The following is a 25,590-nucleotide window of genomic DNA, read 5'->3' on the forward strand; positions in this document are numbered from 1 at the left end:
GCCCGGAAAACGACCGGAAATACAAAGCGCTTCCGTGCGACCTGCGGCCGACGGGAGACGCTCGAAGATTTTTCGGGTACCAAAACTGCAACTGAGTTCGACAGTAACACGTCGCCGCAGCCCGTGTGCTGCGACTAATTTCTCTCTGTGTGGCGCCGGTAAGAACTCTGCCCGCGAGGGCCGTCAAAAGCTCAGACGGCGAACGCAGGTATTCGGGCTCCGGTGGCGAGATCGCCGGATTTCGGTGCCGGGAACCTGCCAGAATCCCTGGATGGAGATCCGTCGGCTCACGCGGGCCGAAGCCGTCAGCGCGGCAGGGAACCCGTTCGACGAGGAGGAGACCCGGTGACCGCGTCGGGGCCGGGGCCGCCGAGGTGCTGCGCGGCCTGGGGGCTTTCCGCGGGCCTCGAATCCGCGGGCCCGGACTCCACAGGCCCGGACTCCCCGGCCCTCGACCCCGCGGGCCCGGACCTCGCCAGCCACAGGCCCGTGACCACGGCGGTGGCCAGGGTGAGGGCGCCGGCCGCGAGGAAGGCGTCGTCGAGGCCGGTCTCGAAGGAGGCGCCGCCGGACCGGCGGGCGCGGACGACGGCTCCGAGCACCGCCACGCCGAGCACCGCGCCGATCTGCCGGGCGGTGCTGCTGATGCCCGAGGCGAGGCCGCCCTCCTGCGGGCCGACCGACTGGATGGCGGCTCCGGTCAGCGGGGAGAGGGTCAGGGCGAAGCCGGTGCCGGCGACGGCCAGTCGCCACCACACGTTCCCGTAGCCGGTGTCGGCGTGCACCGTGCCGAGTGCGAGCAGGCCCAGACCGGCCAGGGCCAGACCGGTGGTGACCACGACGCGGAAGCCGTACCGGGCGGCGAGCCGGCCCGCGTAGGGGCTGACGACCACCATGGCGAGCGACAGCGGCAGGGTCTGCAGACCGGCGCGCAGGATCGAGCTGCCCTGGACGTACACGAAGAACTGGGAGAAGAAGAACGACGAGCCCATGAGCGCGAACCCCACCACGCCCATGGCCGTGTGGGAGACGGTGAACAACCGCTGCCGGAACAGCCCCAGCGGCAGCATCGGTGCGGAGCGGCGCGCTTCGACGGCGAAGAAGGCGGCGAGCAGGACGGCCGCGACGGCGAAGCTTCCCAGGATCACCGGCGAGGTCCAGCCGCGGGCACCGCCCTCGATCAGCCCGTAGGTGAGCACCCCCACGCCGAGGACGGACAGCACCGTGCCCGGGACGTCGATCGCGGGGGCGCCCGGATTGCGGGTCTCGTCGAGGTGGCGCAGGCCGACCAGCAGGAGCACCGCGCCGATGGGCAGGTTGACCAGGAAGATCGCGGGCCAGCCGAAGGCGTCCGTCAGCACGCCGCCGGCCACGGGACCCGCGGCCAGACCGATTCCGCTGAGTCCGGCCCACAGCCCGATCGCCTTGATCCGATCCTGCGGTACGGGATGGGCGGCGGTGAGCAGGGCCAGCGAGGCGGGGCTCAGCGCCGCGGCCCCGACACCCTGCAGGACCCGGCCGGCGATCAGCCAGCCGAGCGAGGGCGCGAGGCTGCACAGCAGTGACGCGGCGGTGAACACCGCGACGCCGGTCAGGTACACCCGCTTGCGGCCGAACCGGTCGGCGAAGACGCCGCCGGACAGCAGCAGCATGGCCACCAGCAGGACGTACGCGTCGACGATCCACTGCAGACCGGTCAGCCCGGTGCCCAGCCGCTGCTGCATGTCGGGCAGCGCCGCTCCGACGATCGTGTTGTCGAGCAGGACCATGAACTGGCCCAGGCAGGTCACCGCGAGCAGCACGGTCCGGTTCGGTCGGCCGCCTGAGGCAGTACGCGGTGCTGTCATCGGGATCCCCCTTCGATCGTGGGTCGCACCCGGCCCGGTGCGACGCGGGCGGTGGTGCGACGGAGCAACCTAACGCAGTCGGCGACTGCGTTAGGTGACTGTAGGGAGCTCCGCCCGCAAACGCAAGCGGCAACTGCGTTAAGGTGGTGGCGTGAACGAGCGACAGCAAGCCCGCCGCCCCGGCGGGCGCAGCGCCCGCGTCGGCGCCCAGGTGCACCAGGCCGTCACCGAGCTGGTCGGCGAACGCGGCTACGGCAACTTCACCGTCGGCGAGGTCGCGGCCCGCGCGGGCGTGGCCGACAGCAGCGTCTACCGCCGGTGGGGCAACCTGGAGGCCCTGCTCACCGACGTGGTGCTCACCCGCCTCAACGCGCGGTCGCCGATGCCCGACACCGGGAGCCTGGCCGGCGACCTCCGTACGTACGCGGCCCAGGTGGCCCGTGAGATCACCGGCCCCGACGGTCCGGCGGTACTGCACCTGGCCGTCGCCCTGTCCGGCAGCGGCGAGCGGGGCGCACGGGCGGGCGAGGCGCTCCGTGCCGAACGCACCCGGCAACTGCAGTCCATGCTCGACCGCGCCGGCGAGCGTGGCGAGGAAGCGCCCGACGCGCTCGACGTGCTGGACCACGTCATGGCCCCGATGTACGTCCGTGTCCTGTTCGGCATGGTCCCGCTCGCCCCGGAGTACGTCGACGGACTGGTCGACCGGCTGCTGTGACCCGGGCCGGCCCGGCCCGGCCCGACCGGACCCGACCCGGTCCCGGATCCGCTCCGGGGAAGACCACGTACCTCCCCAACTCCCCTTGATCTACTGCGCGGTCGGGGTTATGGTCTATGCCGACATCGCGTGTCGGTCACCGGCTGGGTGAGGCATGGAGGTGTCGGGACATGCCCTCGGAGGCATTCCTTGTCAGTCGAGTTGAACCACACGATCGTCCACGCCCGGAACAACCGGGAGTCCGCGGAATTCTTCGCGAACCTGCTCAACCTCGAGATCACCGCCGAATGGGGCCCGTTCGTCGCGGTCGCCCTGGGCAACGGCGTCACGCTGGACTTCGCCACCATCCCCGCGGACAGCATCACCCCCCAGCACTACGCCTTCCTCGTCTCGGAGGAGGAGTTCGACGCGGCGTACGCGCAGATCGAACAGCGCGGCATCGAGCACTACGCCGACCCCCACCGGAAGCAGCCCGGCGCGATCAACCACAACGACGGCGGCCGCGGCGTGTACTTCATGGACCCGGCGGGCCACGCGATGGAACTCATCACCGTGCCGTACGGCGGCTGGCCCGCGTAACGGCGCACCGCCTCTTCACTCCCCGGTCCGGGCGCCCGCTGTCGGCGGGCGCCCGGACCCCGGTGGTTCAGGAGAAGAGCAGGCGGAAGATCTGGTCGTTGACGAAGAAGCCGCCGGCTGCCCGGGGATCGGCTGGAGGGCGAGCGTCTCGACGAACCGCAGGGGCTCGTCGTAGGCGTTGTCGACCGGCGAGGGTGCCCGTGACGGTGACCAGCACGCCGTTGCCCGGGGCGGGCTGGGAGCCGGTCGAGGTCGGCGAGTGCCTGACGACGGCTGGACCGCCAAGGTCCGCAGTCGGCGTGCCTGCTGCCCGACCGCGACCCGGTACGGCGTCAGGTCGAGCGCCTGCTCACCTCCGTGCGCGCCCCCGGGCTCCTCGCCGAACTGGAGAAGGAGACCGCCCGCGGAAACGCGACGTACGCGGAGGTCGAGGAGTCCGAGGCGGACCTGGAACGCTTCGACAAGTGGCTCGCCAGGATCGCCGCCCGCGACCACTTCGGCGCCCCCGGGGGCATCGCGGCCCGCGAGGCGGTCGAGCGATGCCGCACGGCGCTGGCCGCCTTCGAGGACGCCGCCATCGCCGCACAGGCCGGAAGCGGTGCGCTGCCCGCATCGGCGACCCTGCGCGCCGTCGAACAGGAACAGGTCAGCACATGTGGTGGGACATGTTCTTCGCGATCGGCGCAGGCTTGCTGGCCACCTGGCTGGCTCTGATGATCGGCCTGCTCCTCATCCGCCCCGAGGGCGCCCTGCTGACCGGGGCGATACGGCTCCTGCCGGACCTGATCCGGCTGCTGCGCCGCCTGGCCGCCGACAGGACGCTGCCTCGTGGTGTACGGATCCGCCTCGGCGCGCTGATGGTCTACCTGGCCCTGCCCCTCGACCTCATCCCCGACTTCTGCCGGTGATCGGCTACGCCGACGACGCCATCGTCGTCGCCTTCACCCTGCGCTCCGTCGTACGCCGAGCCGGCATCGACGCCGTACGGGCGCACTGGCCCGGCACGGACGACGGCTTCGCCACCCTGACCCGCCTCGCCGGTCTCGACGGCGCGGGCGGCACGACCGGCCGGAAGTGACACGGCGTCACCTCGCGTCGGCCGACTGGCGGAGTGGGGCCTCAGGCCTCCGTGGGGACGGACGGGGTGACCCATTCGACGAACTGGACGATCACCCCGTTGGGGTCGGTGACCTGGAAGAGGCGTTCGCCCCAGGGCTCCTCGCGCAGCGGCATGGTGATGTCGACGCCCTCGGCGCGCAGTCGCTTCTCCTCGTCCTCGATGCCCGTGGTGGTGAAGGCGACGATCAGGCCGGAGGCGCGTCGGTCGCGCTGGTCGGCCGGCAGTACCTCGGTGCCGCGGGCGAGCAGGACGATGTCCACCGCGGCGTCGTCACGCGACAGGGCGGCGAACCCCTCGGCGGCGGCCTGCTCGGTGTAGCCGATGTGGGTGGTGAAGAACCGCTGGGAGGCGGCGACGTCGTCGACGGTGAGCGAGAGGGTGGACGCGGTGATCTGCAACGAGATTCTCCTCAGGTGGTTCGTGCGGGGCGGACCCGTGGGTGCCGGGCGAGTGCCAGAAACTTGCGACGGACGTAAATTTAGTCCGAGCGCACCAAAGGAGTCAACATAAAAATGCTACGAGTGTAAGATTGCCCCATGACTACTTACGGAGCCGTGTCCGCGGCCCCCACCGGCCTGCGGGAATCCAAGAAGCAGGAGACCCGGCAGCTCATCTCCGACGTCGCCACCCGCTTGTTCCTCGCCCACGGGTTCGAACGGACCACCGTCGCCGAGATCGCCGCCGCCGCGCGGGTGGCCAAGAAGACGGTGACCAACTACTTCCCGCACAAGGAGGACCTGGCCCTTGACCACCAGGACGCCTTCGCGGCCTCCCTGGCCGATACGGTGACCAGCCGTCAGGCCGGCGAATCGGCCCTCTCGGCCCTCCGCCGTGCCTTCGCCGACGCGGCCGCGGTCGCCGACCCGGTCGCCGGCTTCTCCGGTCCCGACTTCGCCCGGATGGTCGCCGACAGCCCCACCCTCTCCGCCCGGCTGCGCGACCTGCACGACCTCCGGGAAGCCGCCCTGGCCGACGCTCTGGCCGACGCCACCGGTGTGCCTCGCGGCGGCATCACCCCCCGCGTCGCCGCGGCCCTGCTCGGCGCTGTGCACCGCACGCTCTTCCGGTGCATCCAGGAACTCACCCTCGCGGGCCAGGACAACGCCCGGATCTCCGCCACCGTCATCGCGGAGGCGGACCGTGCCTTCGGGCTGCTGGAACCCTCGCTCGCCGACTACGCCACGGCGTGAGCCGGGCGCCGCTCGTCGGCGGAGTCGTCCAGTGGTGCACGGGGGCGCGATGGGGGGGGGCGCCGCATACTCCTCAGGACCCGTGCCGGCGCCGCAGCGCGTCGGCGAGGGTCAGGAAGACGGGCAGGTTGGGGAAGCCGGGAGCCGGAAGCGTCATCCACGGCTTGCGGTCGCCGCGACGGCGGATCTCCACGCGGCCCTGCTCCACATCGACCCGTTCCACCTCCCGCCAGCCGATGCGGCGGCTGCCCTGCCCGATGCCGGAGACGTCGATGTCGACCACGCCGAAGTGGATCCGTTCACCCGCTTCCAGCCGGGCGGCGTCCCGCGGCACCCGCGCGCGGCCGAACGCGTCGCCGAGCCCCTCGGCGAACGGGAGCATCCCGCCGAAGTCGTCCCCGACCACGATCTCGGCACCTTGCTCGGACGTGATGGTCAGCCGGTGCGTGGTGGCGCTGGTGACCCCGTTGGTCACCTTGATGTCCTGCCGGGTGACAGAGGCGATCTCGTCCCAGGTGTACGCCTGGGTCTCTCCGCGGTCGGTGTGCCACAGGGCGCCGTGCTCGTACCAGGCCACCCAGATCTGGGGCGGCCGGGGACGGAAGAGCAGGGCGAAGAGGGAGAACCCCACGAACCCCAGGGGGATCGCCGCGAGAACGATCAGCGGAAGGGAGTAGTACCAGGCGCCCTGCTCCCGCTGGTCCTCGATCGCGTACGACAGGGCCAGCCACCCCAGGAACACACCGAGTACGCCGATCGGCAGTACGGCACCCCAGGGAAAGCGCTTCGGCTCGTTCCGCACCAGCCCCTTGCGGGCCCCCAGCCCGTGCTCCTGCGCTGCGGCACGTAACGCGTGCGGGACCCGCGTGGCACTACGCTCCGACGACACCCAAGCCTCCCCCGCCCGGAAACCGAAGCGCCATTATGAGGGCCCGGCGTCCGCGTGCGGTAGAGCGTCGACGTCCTCCATGAACGACAGCATCCGGGCGTTGACCACGTCGGGGTGGTCGATCTGCGGGCCGTGCCCCGTCGCGGTGATGATCTCGGCGCGGGCGCCGGTGACGAGGCGCGGTACGCGTTCCAGCTGCCGCTTGGGGTGTACGAGCAGGCTGTGCTTGCCCATGATGACGTAGAGCGGGGTCCGGATGGATCGCAGCGCGTCCTCGGTCAGCGGCAGGGGTGCGGGGCGGCGGATCCGGTACGCGCGGGCGCCGAGCTGGATCCACTTGCGCATCTCGGGGACGGCGATCACCGGCTGGTCCAGCCACTTCGCGAGCCGGGGGCGCAGCGCCCTCGGGGCGAGGGTGGCGAACAGGCTCACGAAGACCCAGGCGAAGAAGCGCAGGCCGACCTTCTCCAGGCCGCCAGGGTCGAGGGCGGTGACCGAGGCGAGCCGTGCGGGCCGCCGGTGGGCCTGGTTGAGCACCAGCCAGCCGCCGTAGGAGGAGCCGACGAGGTGGACACGGTCGAGGCCGAGCGCGTCGAGGGCTTCGTCCATCCACTGCGCGGCGCGCTCGGGCTGCCACATGGGCTCGCGCTGGACGCTGCGGTTCGCGTCGCCGGGCGTGTCGAGAGCGTAGACGGGACGGTCGAGGCTGAGCCCGGGGGTGTTCGGGTACCACATGGCGGAGGAGTACCCGGCGCCGTGGATCAGGACGATCGGTGTGCGGGACTCGGCCGCGGGGTCCTCGGGGCCGTACCGGTAGACGTGGGTGGTGCCGAAGCTGGTCTCGACGTCCGTCTCGGAGCGGATGGGCGCCCCCATCGCGTAGAGCACGTCGCCGGCGGCGAAGTAGCGGTCGCGGAGCTCGTCGTTGACGTAGCGGCCGACATCACGGCGCACAAGGGTCGTGTTCTCGGGCACGGGACACCTCCGGGAAGATCCGTTCTTCGTGATACGACCGTACCATGATGGTGGTACGGCGGTACCATAAAGGTGGTTCGGGGAGTCTGGATCGCGAACTCACCATCAACGGGCGGAGACAGCGGCACATGCCGAAGCGCGTGGACCATGAGGAACGGCGCACCCAGATCGCCGAGGCGCTCATCCGGGCCGCCGGGCGGCGCGGGCTGCACGCCGTCGGCATGCGCGACGTGGCCGCCGAGGCCGGCGTCTCGCTCCGGCTCGTGCAGTACTACTTCGAGACCAAGGAGAAGCTCCTCTTCTACGGCCTCCGGCATCTGACCGACCGCTTCACCGCGAGGGTGGGCACTCGGCTGGCCGCCGCCGGCCCGGATCCCGGGCCGCGCGCCACGGTCGAGGCGCTGCTGTTGGCCTCGCTGCCGAGCGACGAGGAGAGCCGCACGTTCCACCTGCTCTACAGCTCCTACGCGATCCTGTCCGTGACCGACGAGGCGCTGGCCGCCCAGCCGTTCATCGACAACCCCGACGCCGCGGAGAACGCCGTGACCGGACTCCTGGAGCAGGCGCAGGAGGCCGGCCTGGCCGACCCGGACGCCGACGCGCGCATGGAGGCGATCAGTCTGCTCGCGATGGCGGCGGCCATGGGCACCAGCATCCTCGTGGGCCAGCGGAATCCGGAGTCGGCCATCGCGGTACTCCGCCACCACCTGGACCGGATCTTCGCGACAGCCGGGACGGCGGCGGCCGGGACGGCCTCCATCTGACGCCCCGATAAGGCGCTTGTGGCACGCGCACGGCACGCGTCTCCGAAATGTTTCGGACAAGGAAGAAGCCCCAGGTCGCTGACCTGGGGCTTCGAAGAAGAGCGGATGACGGGAATCGAACCCGCGGTGGGACCGGGTCAGCTGGCCGCCGCCGAGCTTCCCCGTCCGGCCAGGAAAGGGCGCCCCTCGTGGCGCCTCTTCCTGGCCCTGATCATCGTCGCGATTCGCGCTCGGCATCATCGGCGCCGTCGTCGACGGGCTCCTCTTCCTGCTTTTCATCGGCGTCGGGCTGTTCGTGGCCGACCTCATACGTGCCGCCATGCACATGCGTCGTTCCCCGCCGCCTCGCCTGGTGACGCATCAGAGTCCGTCGCACCCGCAGGGAGCCGGTCGGCGCTCGCCGTGGATGGAGACGGAAACGGATAGGCCTCGTGGCCCGATGCCGAAGCCGTCGTCACGGGTGGGAGCTAGCCTGCCTCGCGTCGAGCCGCACTCGTGCCGGAGGCGGACACGTGCGCGTCCTCGTCGAACAGGAAGGCTTCGATCTCCCCGAAGTCGGGCGCCTGGAAGGGATGTGTGGTGGGATGCGGCGATGCTGTGGCCGCGCAGGGGGACGTCTCTACCGGAGCGGAGAACGGCGAGGTCAGGTCGATGACAGGGGTCCTCTTCATCGGGGTCCGTGAACGGATCTGGCGTGCTGTGACCGGGCACGGTGGACCTACAGCTTGCTCATCTTGGTGTACGGACTCGAGATCCGCTCTTGCACTGAGCCGAAATCCACGACCGCCGCGATCCCGACCTCGATGCCGGTGACCCGGCCGAGGCCGTGCACATCGTGTGTGACCTGGTCGCCTACGGCGAACTGCTTGGGAGGCGGCGCAACCAGGGCTTTGAAGGGGCTGGTGGGCAAGAAGCGCTTCGGTGCACTTGACTTTGTCATTGCTGCCAGTATGCGCCCACGCGTATCAGCCAGGGCCGTTCATGTCCGCAGCGCGCGGTAGCCGAGAAGGGTCAACAAGCCTCTGCTCGTGAGCGATCCTCCGCCGAGCCCTCGGGCCGCACCCGTCGGTCGATGCCGGCGGCGGACGAACTCACCTCATGCCACGGCCGACGAGTGGGCCGTATCGGTGGCGCGGCGGTACTCGGCGTTGATGCGCTGGGCCTCTTCGAGCTGGTCCTCGAGGACGATGATGCGGCAGGCGGCTTCGATGGGGGTGCCCTGGTCGACGAGTTCGCGGGCGCGTGCGGCGATGCGCAGCTGGTAGCGGGAGTAGCGGCGGTGGCCGCCCTCCGAGCGCAGCGGGGTGATCAGGCGCGCTTCTCCGATGGCGCGGAGGAAGCTCTGGGTGGTGCCGATCATCTCGGCGGCCCTGCCCATGGTGTAGGCGGGGTAGTCGTCGTCGTCGAGACGGCCGTAGGAGTCGTCTGCTGTCATCTGCACCTCTCTCTGGAACGCGCGGAGGGGTCCTGGTGCCGTGCGGCACCAGGACCCCGAAGGAACTTCTACACCACGTGCCGGCCCTGATACTGCGCCGGCCTTCTGTGTCCGCGTGCCCGACCGGAACAATGCCGGGGCCGCGGGGATCGCGGTTGCTTGACCGGAGACCACCTCACTATCGATGTCCTGCGGTACCCGGACTCAAGACATCCGTCCGGGCGATCCTGATGGTGCGTCGCTCCTCCGTTATTCCTCGGCGATCAACTACTTACTGCGGGTACTGCGTACTGCTGGTACTGATCCACTGCGGGTACTGCTGGTGATGCGAACCCGCTCAGCGGCCTGTGACAGCGCCACTCTTCGGCAGCCAGCCCCGTTGCCCGTCCTGCGTCTGCTCTGGCTTGGAACCCCACTGCCGAACTTCCCGGTGCGCGCGTCCGCAGCCGACGCCTTCACCAGGGGTACTGCGCACCGCACTGCATTCACGGGTGACCGCGCCTGTCGTGACCGCGGTCCCGCTGCGGCGGCCCCTGATCACTGCGGGCCACCCGGTCCGGCTGCCAGTCCCGTCGCCGTCCTGCAACTTCTCTGGCTTCGAGGCTCCGCCGCCGCACCGTCCTGCGAACTGCGACTACCTGTACTGCTTGCCGGCAGTTCTTCTCTGCCAGGCCCTGCTGTCTCTCTGGGCTACGGGAGAAACCATAGCGAGGCCACTGCTCAATGTCTACTCCGGCGGACATAGATTTCTGTGGGTCCAGCGGCCAGGTATCCATGGGTCCGCTTGGGTCTTGGCGACGGACCGGTCATGGGGTCGCCCGGGTGTGTCATGAGGGCGTGGCTGGCAGATGGTGAGGATCACTCGGTCTGCGCCGCGAAGGTCGAGCGTGCCCGCCCCGGACCAGGGCCCGCGCCGCCGTCGGCCCGCCGAAGGGCTTCCGCTTCTACGGCCTCCGGCACACAGGTCACACTTTCTCCACCCGGCTTGGCGCCACCCTGAAGGACGCGATGGTTTGCGCCTGCCGGTCCTCGGAGAAGGCGGCGATGATCTGCCGGCACTCCGACGACGTCCGCCGGCAGGAGGTCGCCGGTGGTGACGACGCGCGGGTGCGGATGGGGCACGCCCGCTACCTTGCCGTTGTCGACCGCCTGGTCGGGTCCTCCCCGGTGCCGGGGGTTTCCACGGCTAGCCTCCGCAGCATGCTGCGTATCGTCGACACTCGTATCGGCCACCTCGTGGAGATCCCCTCCGCACGCCGTCATCTGCTGGGCATCTGCGTCCATCTGCCGGTCGGAGACACCGGGATCGGCCTGATGGATCTGCGGGCGCTCCTGGTCGGTGACGTACTGGCGCGTACGGCGGAGCTGCACGGCCTGCCGTCCCGTACTTTCCTCACCAGGCCGGACCTGCCGCAGGGGCAGGCCGAGGCGCTGGGTCGCGCCATGTCCGCTCTTGGCATCCACCCGCCCGCCGACGCCGGTGTTCACCGTCCGAACGGAACGCTCTGTGCCGCTGCCGACGTGCACGTCTGCGCGCACGGGACCGCCGCACAGGACGCGGCCGGCGGGGTCCGCATCGAGGTGGGCCGGGTCGGCCCGGCATCCCAGGAGAGGGACGCCCCGGACCGGGCCCCGGGGCTCCTGGACGCCGTCGCCCCGGAGGGGACCGATCCGCTGGCGGTGAGGTTGCTGATGCTCGGCCACGCCTACCGCACGCCGGTCACGGTCGCCGGTACCGCTCTCGAAGAGGCCCGGCGGACGCTGGGGGACTGGCGGCAGCTGGTGGCCGACTGGGCACAGGAGCCGTCCAGGCCCATCCCTGCCGATGTCCTGCGACACGCCCATGACGTGCTGGCTGATGATCTCGGCGTCCCCGCCGTCCTGGACACGCTGGCCACCGTGGCGACGCGCGCCGACGTACCGGCCGGTGCCAAGTTCGAGACGTTCGCCTTCCTCGACCGCGTCCTCGGGCTGGACCTCGCGCGCGAGGTGGGTCACCAGCACCGGGCAGCGACATGACGTCGGGTACGCGGGCAGTCCGGCTCAGCCGCGTTCTTCCTCTTCGGCCTCCATACGGCGGATTCCCTGGTGCGTGAGGGAGACCATCGCGGGTGTGTTGCCCGGCTCCCAGTCGACGGTGATCAGACCCTCGCCGCCCAGGTAGGTGCAGGCTGCGGCCAAGTCCTCCTCCGGGATGCGCAGGTCGTTCCGCAGCTTCCGCCCCGGGACTCCGAGGAGACGGTTGCCTTCGGTGGCTTCGTAGAGGGCGGTCAGGACCCGTTCGCGGTAGACCTGTCGCTCGCGGAGTGTCGCCATGATCGAGTCCCTTGGCTTCATGTGAGGGCCCGCTGCCGCTCAGACTTCGTCGACGTAGGTGCCGGTGAGAGTGGACGGTCTGCTGGTGGTGAGCCAGGAATGGGCGGGTTCTGCGGCGGATTCGGTGTCGACGGTGAGGTGGAGCCGAGTGCCGCCCTCGGGAACGGGGTAGCTGCGCTGTTCCGCCCCGGCGAAGGAGTGGCGGATTACTTCGGCGACCGCACGGGCGGCTTCGGGGGTGGCGGCGACGATACGGATCTCGGCGTGTCCGGCCGAGGGCAGGATCGCGGTGTCGGTGGGGTACAAGGCACGTGGTCCCTTCACGGGCGAGCGAGAGGCCGGGCGGGTGGGTTGTCCCGGGTGTCGGGTGCCCCACCCGCGGCCTTCGGCCGGAGGAGTGGTCTGAGGCGGTCAGGGCCAGGTGCCCGTGGGCCGACGGCGGGTGCCTTGCTCCTTCGGCGTACGGGGGCCGTGGCCGGGCGGCCGGAAGATGGCCGGGAAGGGGTCGCTGAAGTGGTGGGCCGCGATGCGTGCGTCGTGCTGGGAGTTGAGCCGGTGGATCAGGCGCATGCCGAGCGCGATCAGCACAGCGACGGCCGCGAGCGCGATCAAGGTCTCCATGACGTCACCACCGCATGTTCTTCGGCGGCGGAATCATCCGCGCGCCGACGACCGGGTGCCGGAGGGGCGGCAGGGCGGACCCGCCGTCCGTCTCCCAGGCGTCCTCAACGCTGCGGGCGTCCCGCATACGGCGGCCGGTCGCGGCCTCGTCGGACATCAGGAGACCGGCGGTGAGGACGCTGCCGGGGATGGCGGCCGCCGTCATGAGCCGGGTGGCTGCGGCGGCTTCGGTCCCGGGTGGAATCACCAGCAGGTCGACGCGGCCGACGGTGTAGGAGAGCAGGATCATCTTGTCGGGATCCTGTTCGGTGAACCAGCCCACGTGCACGGTGTGCCCGGTGGCAGGAACCTTGTGCGGGACGACGGGCCAGCGGGTGGGGTTCACCGTGACGCGTGTGATGCGTCCGTAGCGCTGCTCCAGCGCGTCGACCAGGGGCGGAAGCTCGGCGGCGAGGTCACGCGAGCGAGGCCACCAGGCGCCGTCCAAGAGGCCGGCGAGTGTGGTCCTCGGCGTCAGCGACAGGCGCGCCGAAAGAGGGGGTGCGAGGGTGGTGGTCATGACCGCGGACCCGTCTCCGGGCCGCCCTGCAGGGCGGCCCAGTGTGGTGATCGCCGGAAACGACGTCCGCGTGGGAGCGGGTGTTCGAGTTACTCCCGGTGCCTTCAGCCTACTCCGCTCCGTGGCCGGGCGAGTGGTTCTGAGCAGGTGACTTGCGACGGGGTACACCGTCCGGTCGATGCTCGCGAACGTGATCACGGGTGCGCGGAGTACCGTGAGACCACGGCGGTGTCCGGCCGGCCATGAGGTGTCGGCTGTCCCGAGCAGGCAGGCGGACCATCATGGCCGAATCCGACAGCCCCACCCCTCCGAGGCTCCTTCCGGACGAGATCCACCGAGCGGTGAAGCCCGGCACGGCACTGCTCCGGCTGCAGACGACGCACTCCCGCGAAGGCGTCCTGGACGGCGCCTGGTGGCCACGCTCCCGGGACGTCGCAGCCGAGCTGCCCGCCCTGATCCGGGTGCTCACCGCACACCTCGGCCCCATCACAAGAGTCGGCCTGGACGCCGACGCCTGGGGTGAGGTCCCGACGCGCCTCGTCATCGACGCCCGGGTCGTCCACCTGGACTCGTTTCCCGTCGGCGACGACACCGTCCTCATCACCCGTGGGGACAACGACCACTTCGCCTTGTTGGTGGTCCCGCCACACACCACGGCGGATGCGGCCCGCGAGGCGATGGCCCGAGCAGTCGACGCCGACAACGCCACCCAGGCCGCAGAGATCCTTCTCGCCATGCTTCACGAACCGGCGACCGAGGGCGGCGAGCCGGCGTGACCCGGATGGCGCGGCTTCTTCCGCCCTGCGCGGCACCTTGCCCGTACCGTCACCTCACGGCACGTCCCTCCGTCATCCCCGCCACTCGACCAGGACGAGGGTGGCGTCGTCCGAAGTGGCTTCGCCACGTGCCCGCTTGAGTGTGTGGGAGAGGTCCCGTGCCACCGCGCGGACCCCTCGGTCCGCCTTCTCCAGCTGATTCACCCAGTCGATCAGCTGGTCCTCGCCGAACTCTTCCTGCCCGCTCTCGTGTTCTTCGATCAGCCCGTCGGTGAACCAGAGGACGCGATCCCCCGGTTCGAGCGTCACGCCGCTGACCTGCGGCTGGGCTCCTCCGAAACCGACGGGGAGGGTCGTGGGGCTGTCCAGGCGGCGTACGACGCGGTGTTCGCGGATCAGCATGGGGGCGGGATGTCCCGCGTTGACCCACTGGAGGCGCCCCGTACTGGTGTCCAGCCGCATCATCTGCGCGGTCACGAAGTGGTCGGGTTCGAACTGCTCGGCCACGGCCCGGTCCATGAAGAGATAGATCTCGGACAGTTCGATACTGATCCGGCGGGCGTGCCGGTACGCGCCGATGGCCACGGTGGCCATCGTGGCCGCGTCCAGGCCGTGGCCCATGGCGTCGATCATGGCGAGGTGGAAGGTGTCCTCGTTCAGGGCGTAGTCGAAGCTGTCGCCCGCCACGTCGTACGCGGGCTCCAGAATGCCGGCGACGGCGACGCGCGGCGTCACCATCGACAGCGGTGGCAGCAGCGACCACTGGATCTCGGCGGTGACGCTCATCGGTTCGCTGCGGCGGGTGCGGAAGAAGAGGTCGGTGTAGCCGTGCTTGGTCTGCATCATGTTGGCGATCAGACCGGCGATCCTGCGCAGCAGGCGGCGGTCGTCGTCATCGACGGCGTCCAGGGTGACGGCCAGGACGCCCGCCTGGTCGCCCCCGTCCAGCATCGGCAGCAGGACCCGTACGCCGTCGGGCAACACGAGTTCGACCGGGCGCGAGGTGAGGAAACACCGGCCGGCGTCGGAGTCGTCGATGGACTGCGGTTCGCCGCCCGCCAGCCCTTCGCCCGGTAGGGGGACCAGCTTCTGTTGCCCGTAGTCCTGGAGCAGGATCTGCGGATCCCGTCCCCCGAGGCGGGCGACCGTGTCGGCCAGCGCCGGCCCGACCAGATGGGGCGGCAGCTCGTGGGCATGGTCCAGGAGCCCGCCCAGCAGCCCCTCTCCGAAGCTCTCCGAGCGATCCGGATCCCCGGGTGATACGACTGTCATCCCGCTCCCTCCCGCAGGGCGGCGGACGGGCTGCGTAGCGTCTGGGCTGTTGTCTGGCGGACACGGACACGGACACGGATACGGACACAGGTGCTGGGCCCGTTACCGGCGATCTCGCCATCAGGATGCGCCACGGCGGCAGGGCACGCCACACGGGTGCCATCGAATGTCGCCTCAGTACAGGTCGTCGCAGGGGTTACGAGTCGCTCCGGGTTTGGCTGATCGCCTTGCTCACCGTCGGCTCGGAAGCCGGAGCCTCATCAGGAGGTCGGCGAGGTTGTGGTGGGTGCCGAAACCTCGCACTCCTCGCTGGTGGAGGTGCCGGTGACGATCAGGCGCGCGGACAGCGGATCGGTCTCCAACGCCCTTACCTGTCAGCCGCGTTGCTCCACCCCGATGCGCACGGTGGTGGCGATCTTCTCCATCGGTTCCGGGTTCTCGGTGGCGACATCGAGGTCCTGGCTGATCCTGTTGACCACTCCGTGTGCCTGGACGGCGTAGCCACCCGTCAGCACGAGCGGGTAGACGTCGCACGGAGAGGACATCCGAGAGGAGTCGCCGGTGCAGGTCCGTGAGATTCACGCAGCGGCCTGAGCGTCGGGAGCCAGCTCGTCGAAGGCGCTCTCCCCGACGTCACGGATGTCCCGGCTGATCAGTGTGCGCAGCACAGGCCACATGGTGATCAGCAGTTCCCGGTTCAGGTGGCGGGCCAGGCCATCGTGCTGTCCCTCGGACAGGACGATCCGTTAACAGCTCATCCGCAATCGGGGCTGGTCTGGATCGAACTCGGACAGCCCGGACCACGCGACGTGAAGCGGCAGGCTGACAATGCCATGGGCTGCGCCGCCGAGCTCCGCCGGCTTCGTGGGAAGCCGCCGAGCGAGTCTGGCGTGCCTGCACAAATAGCGTTTGACCTGCGGAAATGGGATCTATGGCGAGTGGGTCGCCCGCCCCGTTCGAACCCCCTGTTGACCGCTGTGCACCGCCCCTACTGGCACGTTGTGGCACGAGGTTCGGTCAGCCCTCCCCGCCGGTTGCCGGTGCCCGCCCCACGATGTCGGACAGGGAACCTTGGTTGGTGGTGCCGAGCTTGTTGACCACCCGGCCTTGACGCCAGGCCGTTTCCCGTACGGGTCCACGGAGGGCCTGGAGTTCTGGACGGGCCGGGTGGGCCGGGTGAGTGGTGCCCGGACGAGGTCGGGCCGGAACGTCCGCTCACGCACCCGCGTCAGATCCGTCCAGCGCCGCCCGTAGGGGTGCGCCTACGCTTTCCTCATGCCCTCACGCGACATGTCCTCAGCTGCGATCGGTACGCATCAGCGCACTCCCGGCCCTCGCGAGCTGGTGCTGGCGGCGGGCGTCTTCGCTCTGCTCGCCGATGCCACGCGGCTTCACCTGGTGTGGCTGCTCGCGCGGGAGGAGTCGGACGTGAGCGCCCTCGCCGAGGCGGTCGGCGCCGCCCGGCCCGCGGTCAGTCAGCATCTGGCCAAGCTCCGCCTCGGGGGGCTCGTCGAGACGCGCAAGGAAGGCCGCCGGGTGGTCTACTCGCTGCCGGACGGGCACCTGAAGCGCCTGGTCGTCGAGGCGATCAGCCATGCTGACCACCAGGTGAGCGGCGAGCCCTGGCACGACTGATTCAGGCCGGTCGGGCAGACCTTACAAATCCATAGGTGCGCAACTATGCACGTATCGGCTACCGTGGAAACACCCCTGTAGCCGACCGAGGGCGTGCCTCATGCTGTCCGTGCTGCGCAACCGCACTTACCGACATCTCTTCACCGCACAGGTCGTCGCTCTCGTCGGCACCGGTCTCGCAACCGTGGCGCTGAGCCTGCTCGCGTACGACATCGCCGGAGGGAACGCCTCGGCCGTCCTAGGAACGGCCCTGGCCATCAAGATGGTCGCGTACGTCGGGATAGCCCCGCTGATCAGCGCGTTCGCCGACCGGATACCCCGGCGGGCACTGCTCGTCACCATGGACCTCACCCGGGCCGGCGTCGCGCTCGCGCTGCCGTTCGTGACCCAGGTGTGGCAGGTCTACGCCCTGATCTTCCTGCTTCAGGCCGCGTCCGCCGTCTTCACCCCCACCTTCCAGGCGACCATCCCCGAGGTCCTGCCCGACGAGGACGAGTACACCCGCGCACTGTCGCTCTCCCGGCTCGCCTACGACCTGGAGAGCCTCTTCAGCCCCGTACTCGCCGCCGCGCTGCTCTCCCTCATCTCATACAACTGGCTCTTCACCGGCACCGCCGCCGGCTTCCTCGCCTCCGGCGCCCTGGTCGTCTCCGTCCTCCTGCCGAAGCCGCAGCTGGTCGAGCGCACGGGAGGCACGTACGCGAAGGCCGCCTTCGGAACCCGCCTCTTCCTGGCCACACCCCGGCTCCGCGCCCTGCTCGCCCTCGACCTCGTGGCCGCCGCCGTCGGCGCCATGGTCCTGGTCAACACGGTCGTCCTCGTCCGCGACACCCTCGGTCGGTCGGCCGGCGACGTCTCCCTCACCCTCGCCGCGTACGGCGCGGGCTCCATGGTCGTCGCCCTGCTGCTGCCCCGGGTCGTCGGACACCTCGGCGACCGGACCCTGATGCTGCCCGCCGCCTTCGTCATGACCGCCACGCTCGGCCTCCTCGCGGCAGGGCTCGGCGCGGGCGGGCTGTCCTGGCCGGTGCTGCTGGCCGCATGGCTGGTGATCGGGGCGGCGACCTCGGCGATCCTCACCCCCGGCGGACGCCTGCTGCGCCGCTCGGCCGCCGCACCGGATCTCCCGGCGGCCTTCGCCGCCCAGTTCTCCCTCACCCATGCCTGCTGGCTGATCACCTACCCGCTCGCGGGCTGGCTCGCCTCCCAGGCCGGGCTCACCGTCTCGGCCGCCGTGCTGACCGCCCTCGCTCTCGCCGCCGCCGTGACCGCCGTACGCCTGTGGCCGCGTGAGGACCCGGCCGAGCTGGAACACGTCCACACCGAGCTGCCCCCGGACCACCCGCACCTCGCCGGTGCCGGAGGGCGCAGCCACCGCCACGACTTCCACATCGACGCCCTGCACCAGCGGTGGCCGGTCCAGGAGGCCGCCCAGGAGAAGACGGCCGCCTGAGGGCCGTCCGCGGCGGCCCCGGCCGGACCGTCTCACGGTGCCCCGACCGGCTCCGGTCTCTGCCTGCCCATCTGACCCAGGCAGGTACCTCTGTCCGCCGGCACCCGTGTCGTTCATGATGGGGCGGCCATGTCATGGAGCGCCGGTGTCCGTTCCGCGTGCCGCCCCGGTCGGGAACCGGAGGGCGACGCGTCACACCGCCGTATCCGGGCGGGCATGTTCAGCCTCGTCGGCATCGGCCTCGCGATCACCGGGCACCACCTCGCCTCCGGACACCCCGTGTCCTGGCCGGCCGCTGCGCTGGGCGCCGCACTACTCTTCCTCAAGGTATCCGTGCACGACCCCAGCCCCCCCGCATGCGCACCCCCGACCTGAGCGGCGGCACGGGAGGTTTCGCTGGCCCATGGTCAACCGACTCGCCGCAGCGACCTCGGTCACACGCCGGGCCTCCGGAGGAAAGACGGTCAGAGCCTTCCTCCCCCGATAGGCCGCCCCTCCCTTCTGGCGCGGCCCGGTGCATGGATCAGCGTCAGTACGGCACAGCCGGTGGAGGGTGGTGAAGGTGTTGGGGCCTGTTGGCGGCCCCAACACCTCTTCCCACCTATGCCGTGGTTCCCGGGCGTGGGAGTGCCAGGCAGCAGGAGATCAGCGTCCCGCGAGGTGTCGTCCAGGGAAGGCAGGCCGGGCGGTGGCGAGGTTCGCGGGGCTCGCGATGGACGAGGAGGACCGCTGCGAGGGTGGGGACGCAGGTCAGGAGTATGAAGGTCATGACGTGGCCGCTGACGTCGGTGCGCAGGCCCGGGACGGCTGCTGCCGCGCGGCGGCGGCGTTCAGGAGACGCTGAACGGGCCGGGAGCGGTTGACGAGTCGGAGCCGGCGTCCGTGGCGTGGCCACCGGTCGAGGACGGCGAGGAAGCCGGAGTCGCAGAAGGCGACCCGAGCGGTGTCCAGGACGAGGCCGGTGCAGCCGATGTCGGCGGCCGAGGCCAGCAGCGCCCGCAGCGGGGCGGCACTGTAGTGATCGATCTCGCCTGCGAGGTGGACGACCAGGGTGGTGCCGAGGGTGGTGCAGGAGGAGATGACTATGACGCCGGGCGCGGCGTCCGCGCCCGGGTCGTGCGCGACATCAGAGGCAGGGGTGGCGTGGGGAGTGGGCATTATCGGGACGTTGCTCGTCGTGTTCACATTGGCACCAACGTCTCCCACTCGGGGTCAGGAAACGAGCCACGCGTCCCTTTCACCCCATGTGACCAGCTCCGATGCCTGTTCAGAGGGAAAGATTCCACCCGGAGGAGGCAGTTGGCGTCCGGGATGCAACCACTGCTCCCGAGGTCGTATGGCTTTCCCTCGGCTGATCAGAGGGGCGTGCTCCTCGCCGGCGTCAAGACGGCGGTCGTCCGGCTCCCCCAGGAGGATGCTTTCATGGAGCCGCTGCCGATCCCTTGCCCCGCGGAACGGATCCCGGACGCCAGTGGCCCGAACGGGTTCGACGCCGCGTACCGGGCGGCCAGGCAGCAGCGGGCCGTGTTCGTCGCCCTGGAGAGCGAGGGGCCCCGGTGGAGGATCAAGGCCGACATGCTCACCGCTCCGGAGCACACTGTCGACGCCGGCGTGTACGACGCGGTGCGGGAGGCCGTCATCCTGCTGGTCCGCACCGGACAGATCCGCTCCGACTCCTCCCCCGGCCCGGTCTACTTCGTGCTGAACGATGTGGAAGGTGAGCTACGGGCGCGCGAACTGGCCGCAGCGCTTCACGCCGCCCTCTACGGCGCCCTCGCCCCGCTGGCCCGCGCAGTTCCTCCACCGGCTTGAGTGCACATCGCCGGCGGCTTGGGCCGGACGGGCCGGGGCCCGTTCGTCACGCCCGCAGGCTACGACGAGCCCGGCCTGTCACTCGAGGTGGCCCGCCCGGGGGCAATGCGAGGGGAGGCAGGGGCCCGGAAGAAGTCGTGTCGTTGTGCACGCCCAGGATTCGGAATCCGGCGTCGTCGGCTGCTGTTGGAAGGCCAAGGCACGTGTTTGACGCCGGCGGAGGTCTCATCGTCTCCAAGACCGCCGCTTCGACGCAGGTGAACAGGCCCGGGTGACTGCCGGTGGCGCCGGCGGTCAGTCACAGCACGACCAGGTCGGGAAGCACAGGGAGGATCTGCGCAGCGGCCACCACACCTACCCGGACGAGGGCTGGGACCGGGCCGCTCAGGTCGACGATCGACGACGGGACCACCCCCGCTGTCTGTCCGTCGTCGAGGTAGACGGAGACGGCGTCGCCGAGCATCTTTCGGGCTGCCGCGCAGTCCTGGGGTGAGGGTCGGTCCGTGAGGTTGGCGCTGGAGACCGCCATGGGACCGGTCGCGGCGATCAGGCTCCGTGCGAGAGCGTGATCGGGCATGCGAACGGCCACGGTGCCCTTTGTCTCGCCCAGATCCCAGCCCAGGGACGACCGGTGGCGCACGACCAGGGTCAGAGCGCCCGGCCAGAACGCCTCGATCAGCTCACGTGCCCCTTGGGGGAGCTCGTCCACCAGCTCCCCCAGGGCGTCGGCCGAGTCGACGAGCACCGGAGAGGGCTTGTGCCGGCCCCGTCCTTTGGCGGTGAGCAGGGCTGCGACAGCGCGCGGGTCGAAGGCGTCGGCGCCCAGGCCGTAGACGGTGTCCGTGGGAAGGACGACGAGCCGGCCCTGGCGCACCGCCGCGACGGCTGCCCTGAGGCCGGTAGCGCGGGCTGTCGGCTCGGTGCAGTCGAAGTACTGCGTCATGAGCCTGCTTCGCCCTCTTCGGTGATGTCGCCGCGTGACGTGACGAGCCGTGCGCTGCCTTGGGCGAGCTGATAGCCGAGGCCCACGACGGCGACCTCCCCTGCCTCGACCTGCTCCGAGAGCAGGCGTGAGCGGTCGAGGAGCAGGTCGACCGTGTGGCGGATGTGCTCGTCCACAATGTCGCTGTCGGCGGTCAGCCCCGCCGCGCGGGCGGCCAGGATGCTCGGGGTGACTCGCTCGACGACGTCCCGGACGAAGCCGCCGATGGACAGGCCGTCCTCCACGGCCGCGCGGGCGGCCGCGACGGCGCCGCAGGAGTCGTGGCCGAGGACGACGACCAGGCGGGCGCCGAGCACGCTGGTCGCGTACTCCACGCTCCCCAGCACCTCCGAGCCCAGGACGTGCCCGGCGGTACGGACGACGAAGAGGTCCCCGAGGCCCTGGTCGAAGATGATCTCGGCGGCCAGACGCGAGTCGGAGCATCCCAGCACGACGGCGAAGGGATCCTGCGCGGGGGCGAGCTCCGTACGCCGGGCGGCGTCCTGATTGGGATGCTCCGGTTCCCCGGCTACGAAACGTTTGTTGCCCGACAGGAGAGCGTCGAAGGCCACGTGAGGTGAAGTTCTCGGCATGGCAGCAGCATAAAATCTGCCCTCCGCCCCCACCGAAGGGGCCCCGTACCCACGTCCAGCAATCCCGTCCCCTCGGCGTTCGCCTGCGGCACAGTGCTGGGCAACAGCGTCGGCGTGGTGTTCCTCCCCGCACCGCAAGCTGCCCGAGCGGTCGCGAGTGCGTGCGCCGTCCCGGCAGGGCATGGGGTCCGTGACCCGGTTGAGGCGCGTCCCGGGGCCGCGGCCCTATTCCGGGTCAGGGCTGTGGGGGTAGGCGCGGCGTTGGTCGCTTTCGTCGCGGAGGTCTTCGGTGCGCCGGATCAGGGTGTCGACGCGCTTGGCCAGGTCGGGATGGAGAGGGGTGAGGTGGGCGTGGGTGCGTGCGAGGGGTTCGAGGAGCAGGGCCGGGTCGCTGTCCGCGAGTGCTGCGGAGAGGTCGGCCTGTGTGTCTGTGGGCAGGGTGTCGAGGGCGGTGATCTGTCCGGCGAGTTGGCGCAGGTCGCCGGCGTTTCCTCGGGCCCAGGCCGTCACCGTGCGATGGGCGGCGCGGCGGTCGCGAGTCGTCTGGACGCGTTGCTCGCCGGTGGTGCCGGGGTTGCCGGGGCGTACGCGGAGGTAGCGGCGTTCGGCGGCCTGTCGGCTGGTGACGCCGAGGGGGTGGGCGAGGTCGGCCCAGCTGGCACCGGCGTCGCGGGCGGCCTCGATGAAGCAGGGCTCCCATGCGGCGAGCTGTTCGCGCAGCTCACGCAGGAGGAGGAGCGCGGTGAGCGCTTCCTCCGAGGAGCCGTGCTGGGTCCTCTCGGGGGCGATCGCGGACCGGGCCGCACGTACGGCTTCGTCGATCGTGGCCAGGGCGGCGAGTGCCGCGGGAAAGGTGACCGGTTGGTCGGCTCCTGTCACAGGATCACGTCCTCTTCGGCATGTCGTCCATCCGTTGACATCTAGCTTGTCGTCGTTCGGATGACATGCTACAACGGGTGGCAGATGCAGCGCATTGGCAGTCACTGCCTGATCCCACTGGAGGTGTTTCGCGATGTTGATGCGCACCGACCCGTTCCGCGAGCTCGACCGTCTCACCCAGCAGATGCTGGGTACCACCGGGACCTGGTCACGGCCCTCCGCGGTACCGATGGACGCCTACCGTGAGGGTGACGTCTACGTCATCGCCCTCGACCTGCCCGGCGTCGCACTGGACGCGATCGACATCGACGTCGAGCGGAACATGCTGACGGTCAAGGCCGAGCGCCGCCCCGTCGCGAAGACCGACGACGTGCAGATGGAGCTGTCCGAGCGGCCTCTCGGCGTCTTCTCCCGGCAGCTGATGCTGGCCGACACGCTCGACACCGAGAAGATCACGGCCGACTACGAGGCGGGCGTGCTCACGCTGCGCATTCCGATCGCCGAGCGTGCGAAGCCCCGCAAGATCACCGTCGGCCGGGGCGGCGACCGCAAGCAGATCAGCGGCTGAGCCGCGGGGAAGACCGGGAGCGGAGGGCGGAAGCCTTTCCCCCTCCTCCGACCTCCGCTCCCCGTATCCGCGTATGCGAAAGGGGGTCGTGATGAGACTGCGATGGCAGGCTTTTCTCGACAAGGTCCAGGAGCGCGGCGACTATAGCTCGCCACAGGAGGCCGAACGCGCCGCCCGCACCGTGCTGGCGTTGCTCGGTGCCCATCTGGTCGGTGATGTGCGGGCCGAGCTCGCCGCCCGCCTGCCGGAGACCTTCGCCCTGGTGCTCCTCAACCCACTCCAGGCCACCGAGCCCCTCTCACCGGAACGCTTCGTGCGAGCGACGGCAGCCTGGATCGAAGGAGCCACCGAGCGGACCGCGGCCTGGGACGTCAGCGCCGTCCTCAGCGTCGCCGCCGACGCGGCCGGCGAGGAACTGACCGCCCGGATACTCCTGCAGCTCCCACCCGGCTACGACCTCCTCTTCGGCCAGCCGCACCACCCCCGGTAAGCCGGCACCTCTTGGAATGTGTTCGCTCCGCCCGGTCCACGGACCGGGCCCGAAGAGAACGGCGATCTCCACCGGCATGCCTCTTCAGACCGAGACCACGACGGCCCCCGCCCACGGGAGCGTCACCAGCGCGCCGCACTACTCCCAGATGCTCGACCGTGTGCGCTACGAGGGCGCCTACCCGACCCTCGAACGCGCCGACGAAGCCGTCCACTGCGTGCTTGCCGCGCTGGGACGCCAGCTCGTCGGCGACGAACGCGTCGACCTCGCCGCGCGTCTCCCCGTCGAGGCCGCCCTCGTCCTCACCGCCCAGGTCCCCGCCGTCACACCCCTCACCGGGTGGGAGTTCGTCAAGGACCTCGCCCAACGCGCCGGCAGCACACCCGCCGGCGCTCGCTGGAACGTCGGCGCCGTCTTCGCCGCCGTATCCCAGCTCGTCGGACCCGAACTCCTCGACCGCATCATCAACCAGCTCCCCTCCGGCTACGCCCTCCTCTTCGGCAAAGCCGAACTCCACCAGCCACGGCACAGGACCGGCGCCTACTGACCCGTCCCGCTGTGCACCCCCCACCTGAACGGCGTCACCGGAGGCTTCGGCTGGCCCATGGTCAACCGACTAGCCAGAGCGACCTCGGTCATGCGGCGTGCCTCTGGTGGGAAGACGGTGACTGCCCTTCTCGCCCGATAGCGCGACCAGTTGAGGGGACCGGACGACCCCTGAATAGGATCGGCTTTCATGTCGAAGCTTGACGAACCTGCTCATTGACGTCGCCATGCTGGTGGAGTCCGGGCAGAGCAATCAGATGTCCCTGACCGTGGTCACCGGTGGCGCTGTCATCACCGGTCGGCTGGCGCCCGAAGCGCTGTGGAGGCAGCGGGTCTCGGAGGTCCTGGCGGACTCCGCCCGCCTGGGAGGGTTCTCCGCCGTCTTCACCGCTGCGGCACGGAGGGACGGGCCGCCCACACATCTGCCCTTCCACATGGCGCGAATCCTTCAGGACACCGTGGGGATCCCGGAGACAGGCGGGATGTACCGCGTCTCGATCGCGGACGTCAGCGCCTGGACCATGGGTGACTTCAGCTATTCCGATCACTGACTTCGCGCCCGTAGAGACACCTGCCCACCGATAGGCGACAGGGCCCGACCGGCGGGTGCCGGTCGGGCCCTCTTGGCTGTTCGGGGGTCAGCTCACGGTCGCCCGTGGGTCACGGTCAGGCCGCCGCCGGGGTGCCGAGCATGGCGGAGGCGTGCTGGAGGGGGTTGAGGGCGCGGGCGGGCGCGGTGTTCTGGGGGAGGCCGCGGCAGGTGAAGCCGAGCTTGGTCATGGCGCGGAGGACTTCACCGGCGCTGAAGTCGCGGCGGTCCTGGCGGGTGATGACCTGGCCGACCTGCTTGACGGGGTAGGTGCGGCGGCCGATGATCACGGACTCGCCGACGACCTCCTCGGGCTTGACGCCCTTCATGGCGTCCAGGACGCCGCTCTTGGTGAGGTCGAAAGGGAAGCGGGCGATGACACAGCGCACGATGCCTCACAGGGAGAGGAAGGGGATGGTTCCGCCGTGGTGAGGCGGTTCACGCGGGGACGAGGGTGGGCGCGGGGGCGCCCGGAGCGTCACCCTGTCCGCCCACGGACAGGGTGACGCCCCGGGGACGTACGGCCGGCCCGATCGTCAAGGCGGTGGCCGAGGTGAGCGGCCCGCCGTCGCCGGAGAGGTCGCGCAGCTGGAGCCGGTCCGTGTACGCGGGGCTGTCGCGGACGGTGGTGAGCTGGGCCCGGGTGAACAGGCCGGTGCACAGGCCGTCGTTGTCGCAGACGAGCAAGTGCCCGGTGCGGGCTCCGGCCATGACCGAGAGGGCTACCTCGACGGTCATGTCGTCGCAGACCTGCGGTCCGGCCGTGTCCACGGCGTCGGCCGCCGTCAGGTGCGCGGGGGCGGGGTGCGTCGGGCGGGACTGCATCTGGACCAGCGTCACAACGTGCCTCCTGAAGAGATGGGTCAGCTTCCGGATCACGTACGGCTCAGGCCGCCGCGGCGGCGGCGGAACGTCGTCCGCCGGCGCGCCTCGCTGCCGAGGCGGGTCCGCGTCGGCCGCGGCCGGTCGTGCGCTTGCGGGG

General features: G+C 70.5%; 33 protein-coding genes and 4 pseudogenes. 19 read left to right on the forward strand and 18 right to left on the reverse strand.

The window, feature by feature from the left end:
- Positions 1–305: 305 nt before the first annotated feature.
- Positions 306–1,847 carry an MFS transporter gene (locus tag ASD33_RS19070; RefSeq protein ID WP_079044870.1) on the reverse strand — a complete coding sequence of 514 codons (1,542 nt, stop codon included), beginning with the start codon at positions 1,845–1,847 and terminating at the stop codon, positions 306–308.
- A gap of 151 nt (positions 1,848–1,998) precedes the next feature.
- Here ASD33_RS19070 and ASD33_RS19075 point away from each other — a divergent pair, with 151 nt between their 5' ends.
- The 5 genes from ASD33_RS19075 (at position 1,999) to ASD33_RS35810 (ending at position 4,222) form a co-directional block, all read left to right on the forward strand.
- On the forward strand, positions 1,999–2,565 hold the full coding sequence (locus tag ASD33_RS19075) for a TetR/AcrR family transcriptional regulator (protein ID WP_056561697.1): 567 nt from the start codon (positions 1,999–2,001) through the stop codon (positions 2,563–2,565).
- Between the two features lie 189 nt (positions 2,566–2,754).
- Positions 2,755–3,144, forward strand: coding sequence for a VOC family protein (locus ASD33_RS19080; protein WP_056561699.1), 390 nt, complete (start codon positions 2,755–2,757; stop codon positions 3,142–3,144).
- 357 nt (positions 3,145–3,501) lie between these two features.
- On the forward strand, positions 3,502–3,858 hold the full coding sequence (locus ASD33_RS35490; RefSeq protein ID WP_157870051.1) for a Chromate resistance protein ChrB: 357 nt from the start codon (positions 3,502–3,504) through the stop codon (positions 3,856–3,858).
- Positions 3,858–4,052 (forward strand): DUF1232 domain-containing protein, encoded by a 195-nt coding sequence (locus tag ASD33_RS35805; protein WP_199863550.1) that lies wholly within the window; start codon positions 3,858–3,860, stop codon positions 4,050–4,052. The genes ASD33_RS35490 and ASD33_RS35805 overlap by 1 nt, the downstream gene beginning before the upstream one ends.
- Positions 4,049–4,222: a hypothetical protein gene (locus tag ASD33_RS35810; protein ID WP_199863551.1), complete on the forward strand. Its 174-nt coding sequence runs from the start codon at positions 4,049–4,051 to the stop codon at positions 4,220–4,222. The genes ASD33_RS35805 and ASD33_RS35810 overlap by 4 nt, the downstream gene beginning before the upstream one ends.
- Before the next feature lie 41 nt (positions 4,223–4,263).
- On the opposite strand, the gene ASD33_RS19095 is transcribed toward ASD33_RS35810, so the two are convergent.
- A complete protein-coding gene (locus ASD33_RS19095) occupies positions 4,264–4,662 on the reverse strand; it encodes a VOC family protein (protein WP_056561702.1) in 399 nt (132 codons plus the stop codon).
- A gap of 138 nt (positions 4,663–4,800) precedes the next feature.
- On the opposite strand from ASD33_RS19095, the gene ASD33_RS19100 reads away from it, so the two are divergent.
- Complete coding sequence (locus tag ASD33_RS19100; RefSeq protein ID WP_056561706.1) at positions 4,801–5,454, forward strand: TetR/AcrR family transcriptional regulator; 654 nt, start codon at positions 4,801–4,803, stop codon at positions 5,452–5,454.
- Between the two features lie 73 nt (positions 5,455–5,527).
- On the opposite strand, the gene ASD33_RS19105 is transcribed toward ASD33_RS19100, so the two are convergent.
- Together ASD33_RS19105 and ASD33_RS19110 are read right to left on the reverse strand one after the other, a co-directional pair.
- Positions 5,528–6,343, reverse strand: coding sequence for a DUF6585 family protein (locus tag ASD33_RS19105; RefSeq protein ID WP_157870052.1), 816 nt, complete (start codon positions 6,341–6,343; stop codon positions 5,528–5,530).
- A 33-nt stretch (positions 6,344–6,376) separates the two neighbouring features.
- Entirely contained in the window at positions 6,377–7,318 is a 942-nt protein-coding gene (locus ASD33_RS19110) for an alpha/beta hydrolase (protein ID WP_056561713.1), read from the reverse strand.
- A 128-nt stretch (positions 7,319–7,446) separates the two neighbouring features.
- Here ASD33_RS19110 and ASD33_RS19115 point away from each other — a divergent pair, with 128 nt between their 5' ends.
- The gene (locus tag ASD33_RS19115; protein ID WP_056561715.1) at positions 7,447–8,082 is read left to right on the forward strand and encodes a TetR/AcrR family transcriptional regulator; all 636 of its coding nucleotides are present in this window, start codon (positions 7,447–7,449) and stop codon (positions 8,080–8,082) included.
- A 718-nt stretch (positions 8,083–8,800) separates the two neighbouring features.
- On the opposite strand, the gene ASD33_RS19125 is transcribed toward ASD33_RS19115, so the two are convergent.
- Both ASD33_RS19125 and ASD33_RS19130 read right to left on the reverse strand, forming a co-directional pair.
- A complete protein-coding gene (locus ASD33_RS19125) occupies positions 8,801–9,022 on the reverse strand; it encodes a hypothetical protein (protein ID WP_056561718.1) in 222 nt (73 codons plus the stop codon).
- A gap of 156 nt (positions 9,023–9,178) precedes the next feature.
- Positions 9,179–9,517, reverse strand: coding sequence for a MerR family transcriptional regulator (locus tag ASD33_RS19130; RefSeq protein ID WP_056561720.1), 339 nt, complete (start codon positions 9,515–9,517; stop codon positions 9,179–9,181).
- Positions 9,518–10,420: 903 nt separating this feature from the next.
- Between ASD33_RS19130 and ASD33_RS36330 the strand changes: the two are divergent.
- Together ASD33_RS36330 and ASD33_RS35495 are read left to right on the forward strand one after the other, a co-directional pair.
- A pseudogene (locus tag ASD33_RS36330) lies at positions 10,421–10,630 on the forward strand (site-specific integrase); the annotation flags it as partial.
- 87 nt (positions 10,631–10,717) lie between these two features.
- Positions 10,718–11,536, forward strand: coding sequence for a hypothetical protein (locus ASD33_RS35495; protein WP_063991974.1), 819 nt, complete (start codon positions 10,718–10,720; stop codon positions 11,534–11,536).
- A gap of 24 nt (positions 11,537–11,560) precedes the next feature.
- Here ASD33_RS35495 and ASD33_RS19140 read toward each other — a convergent pair whose 3' ends face one another.
- The 4 genes from ASD33_RS19140 to ASD33_RS19155 form a co-directional block, all read right to left on the reverse strand.
- A complete protein-coding gene (locus ASD33_RS19140; protein ID WP_056561725.1) occupies positions 11,561–11,833 on the reverse strand; it encodes a hypothetical protein in 273 nt (90 codons plus the stop codon).
- Positions 11,834–11,872: 39 nt separating this feature from the next.
- Positions 11,873–12,139 carry a hypothetical protein gene (locus tag ASD33_RS19145; RefSeq protein ID WP_056561729.1) on the reverse strand — a complete coding sequence of 89 codons (267 nt, stop codon included), beginning with the start codon at positions 12,137–12,139 and terminating at the stop codon, positions 11,873–11,875.
- Positions 12,140–12,244: 105 nt separating this feature from the next.
- The gene (locus ASD33_RS19150; RefSeq protein WP_056561731.1) at positions 12,245–12,454 is read right to left on the reverse strand and encodes a hypothetical protein; all 210 of its coding nucleotides are present in this window, start codon (positions 12,452–12,454) and stop codon (positions 12,245–12,247) included.
- 4 nt (positions 12,455–12,458) lie between these two features.
- A complete protein-coding gene (locus ASD33_RS19155; protein ID WP_056561733.1) occupies positions 12,459–13,013 on the reverse strand; it encodes a DUF5994 family protein in 555 nt (184 codons plus the stop codon).
- Positions 13,014–13,294: 281 nt separating this feature from the next.
- On the opposite strand from ASD33_RS19155, the gene ASD33_RS19160 reads away from it, so the two are divergent.
- Entirely contained in the window at positions 13,295–13,789 is a 495-nt protein-coding gene (locus ASD33_RS19160; RefSeq protein ID WP_056561735.1) for a DUF5994 family protein, read from the forward strand.
- Between the two features lie 72 nt (positions 13,790–13,861).
- Here the strand turns inward: ASD33_RS19160 and ASD33_RS19165 are convergent, their stop codons facing one another.
- Together ASD33_RS19165 and ASD33_RS19170 are read right to left on the reverse strand one after the other, a co-directional pair.
- Complete coding sequence (locus tag ASD33_RS19165) at positions 13,862–15,061, reverse strand: PP2C family protein-serine/threonine phosphatase (RefSeq protein WP_056561737.1); 1,200 nt, start codon at positions 15,059–15,061, stop codon at positions 13,862–13,864.
- Between the two features lie 293 nt (positions 15,062–15,354).
- A pseudogene (locus ASD33_RS19170) lies at positions 15,355–15,643 on the reverse strand (hypothetical protein); the annotation flags it as partial.
- A 708-nt stretch (positions 15,644–16,351) separates the two neighbouring features.
- Between ASD33_RS19170 and ASD33_RS19180 the strand changes: the two are divergent.
- The 3 genes and pseudogenes from ASD33_RS19180 to ASD33_RS36335 all read left to right on the forward strand — a co-directional run.
- On the forward strand, positions 16,352–16,696 hold the full coding sequence (locus tag ASD33_RS19180; protein ID WP_056561739.1) for a metalloregulator ArsR/SmtB family transcription factor: 345 nt from the start codon (positions 16,352–16,354) through the stop codon (positions 16,694–16,696).
- A gap of 100 nt (positions 16,697–16,796) precedes the next feature.
- The gene (locus ASD33_RS19185; protein ID WP_056561740.1) at positions 16,797–18,149 is read left to right on the forward strand and encodes an MFS transporter; all 1,353 of its coding nucleotides are present in this window, start codon (positions 16,797–16,799) and stop codon (positions 18,147–18,149) included.
- Between the two features lie 341 nt (positions 18,150–18,490).
- Positions 18,491–18,636 (forward strand): annotated as a pseudogene (locus ASD33_RS36335) (ATP-binding protein); the annotation flags it as partial.
- Between the two features lie 278 nt (positions 18,637–18,914).
- On the opposite strand, the gene ASD33_RS19190 reads toward ASD33_RS36335, so the two are convergent.
- Positions 18,915–19,307, reverse strand: a complete 393-nt coding sequence (locus tag ASD33_RS19190; RefSeq protein WP_056561741.1) for an STAS domain-containing protein — start codon at positions 19,305–19,307, stop codon at positions 18,915–18,917.
- A 264-nt stretch (positions 19,308–19,571) separates the two neighbouring features.
- Between ASD33_RS19190 and ASD33_RS19195 the strand changes: the two genes are divergently transcribed.
- Positions 19,572–19,961, forward strand: coding sequence for a hypothetical protein (locus ASD33_RS19195; protein ID WP_056561755.1), 390 nt, complete (start codon positions 19,572–19,574; stop codon positions 19,959–19,961).
- Between the two features lie 298 nt (positions 19,962–20,259).
- On the opposite strand, the gene ASD33_RS19200 is transcribed toward ASD33_RS19195, so the two are convergent.
- The 3 genes from ASD33_RS19200 to ASD33_RS19210 form a co-directional block, all read right to left on the reverse strand.
- Entirely contained in the window at positions 20,260–20,904 is a 645-nt protein-coding gene (locus tag ASD33_RS19200) for an L-threonylcarbamoyladenylate synthase (RefSeq protein WP_056561743.1), read from the reverse strand.
- Positions 20,901–21,536, reverse strand: a complete 636-nt coding sequence (locus ASD33_RS19205) for a carbonic anhydrase (protein WP_056561745.1) — start codon at positions 21,534–21,536, stop codon at positions 20,901–20,903. Before ASD33_RS19205 ends, ASD33_RS19200 begins: the two co-directional genes overlap by 4 nt.
- 225 nt (positions 21,537–21,761) lie before the next feature.
- Complete coding sequence (locus ASD33_RS19210) at positions 21,762–22,415, reverse strand: hypothetical protein (RefSeq protein WP_056561746.1); 654 nt, start codon at positions 22,413–22,415, stop codon at positions 21,762–21,764.
- 133 nt (positions 22,416–22,548) lie between these two features.
- Here ASD33_RS19210 and ASD33_RS19215 point away from each other — a divergent pair, with 133 nt between their 5' ends.
- The 5 genes and pseudogenes from ASD33_RS19215 to ASD33_RS19230 all read left to right on the forward strand — a co-directional run bounded on the left by ASD33_RS19215 (position 22,549) and on the right by ASD33_RS19230 (position 24,570).
- A complete protein-coding gene (locus tag ASD33_RS19215; protein WP_056561747.1) occupies positions 22,549–22,983 on the forward strand; it encodes an Hsp20/alpha crystallin family protein in 435 nt (144 codons plus the stop codon).
- Positions 22,984–23,074: 91 nt separating this feature from the next.
- Positions 23,075–23,473, forward strand: coding sequence for a DUF2267 domain-containing protein (locus tag ASD33_RS19220; protein WP_056561749.1), 399 nt, complete (start codon positions 23,075–23,077; stop codon positions 23,471–23,473).
- Between the two features lie 148 nt (positions 23,474–23,621).
- Complete coding sequence (locus tag ASD33_RS19225) at positions 23,622–24,020, forward strand: DUF2267 domain-containing protein (protein WP_056561756.1); 399 nt, start codon at positions 23,622–23,624, stop codon at positions 24,018–24,020.
- A 15-nt stretch (positions 24,021–24,035) separates the two neighbouring features.
- Positions 24,036–24,161 (forward strand): annotated as a pseudogene (locus ASD33_RS36340) (ATP-binding protein); the annotation flags it as partial.
- An 85-nt stretch (positions 24,162–24,246) separates the two neighbouring features.
- The gene (locus ASD33_RS19230) at positions 24,247–24,570 is read left to right on the forward strand and encodes a hypothetical protein (protein ID WP_056561757.1); all 324 of its coding nucleotides are present in this window, start codon (positions 24,247–24,249) and stop codon (positions 24,568–24,570) included.
- A gap of 115 nt (positions 24,571–24,685) precedes the next feature.
- Here the strand turns inward: ASD33_RS19230 and ASD33_RS19235 are convergent, their stop codons facing one another.
- Positions 24,686–24,997 (reverse strand): SCO5918 family protein, encoded by a 312-nt coding sequence (locus ASD33_RS19235; protein WP_056561751.1) that lies wholly within the window; start codon positions 24,995–24,997, stop codon positions 24,686–24,688.
- 49 nt (positions 24,998–25,046) lie between these two features.
- Entirely contained in the window at positions 25,047–25,448 is a 402-nt protein-coding gene (locus tag ASD33_RS19240; protein ID WP_079044872.1) for a CBS domain-containing protein, read from the reverse strand.
- Between the last annotated feature and the right edge of the window lie 142 nt (positions 25,449–25,590).

It is taken from the genome of Streptomyces sp. Root1304 (assembly GCF_001426405.1).
Lineage (GTDB): Bacteria > Actinomycetota > Actinomycetes > Streptomycetales > Streptomycetaceae > Streptomyces.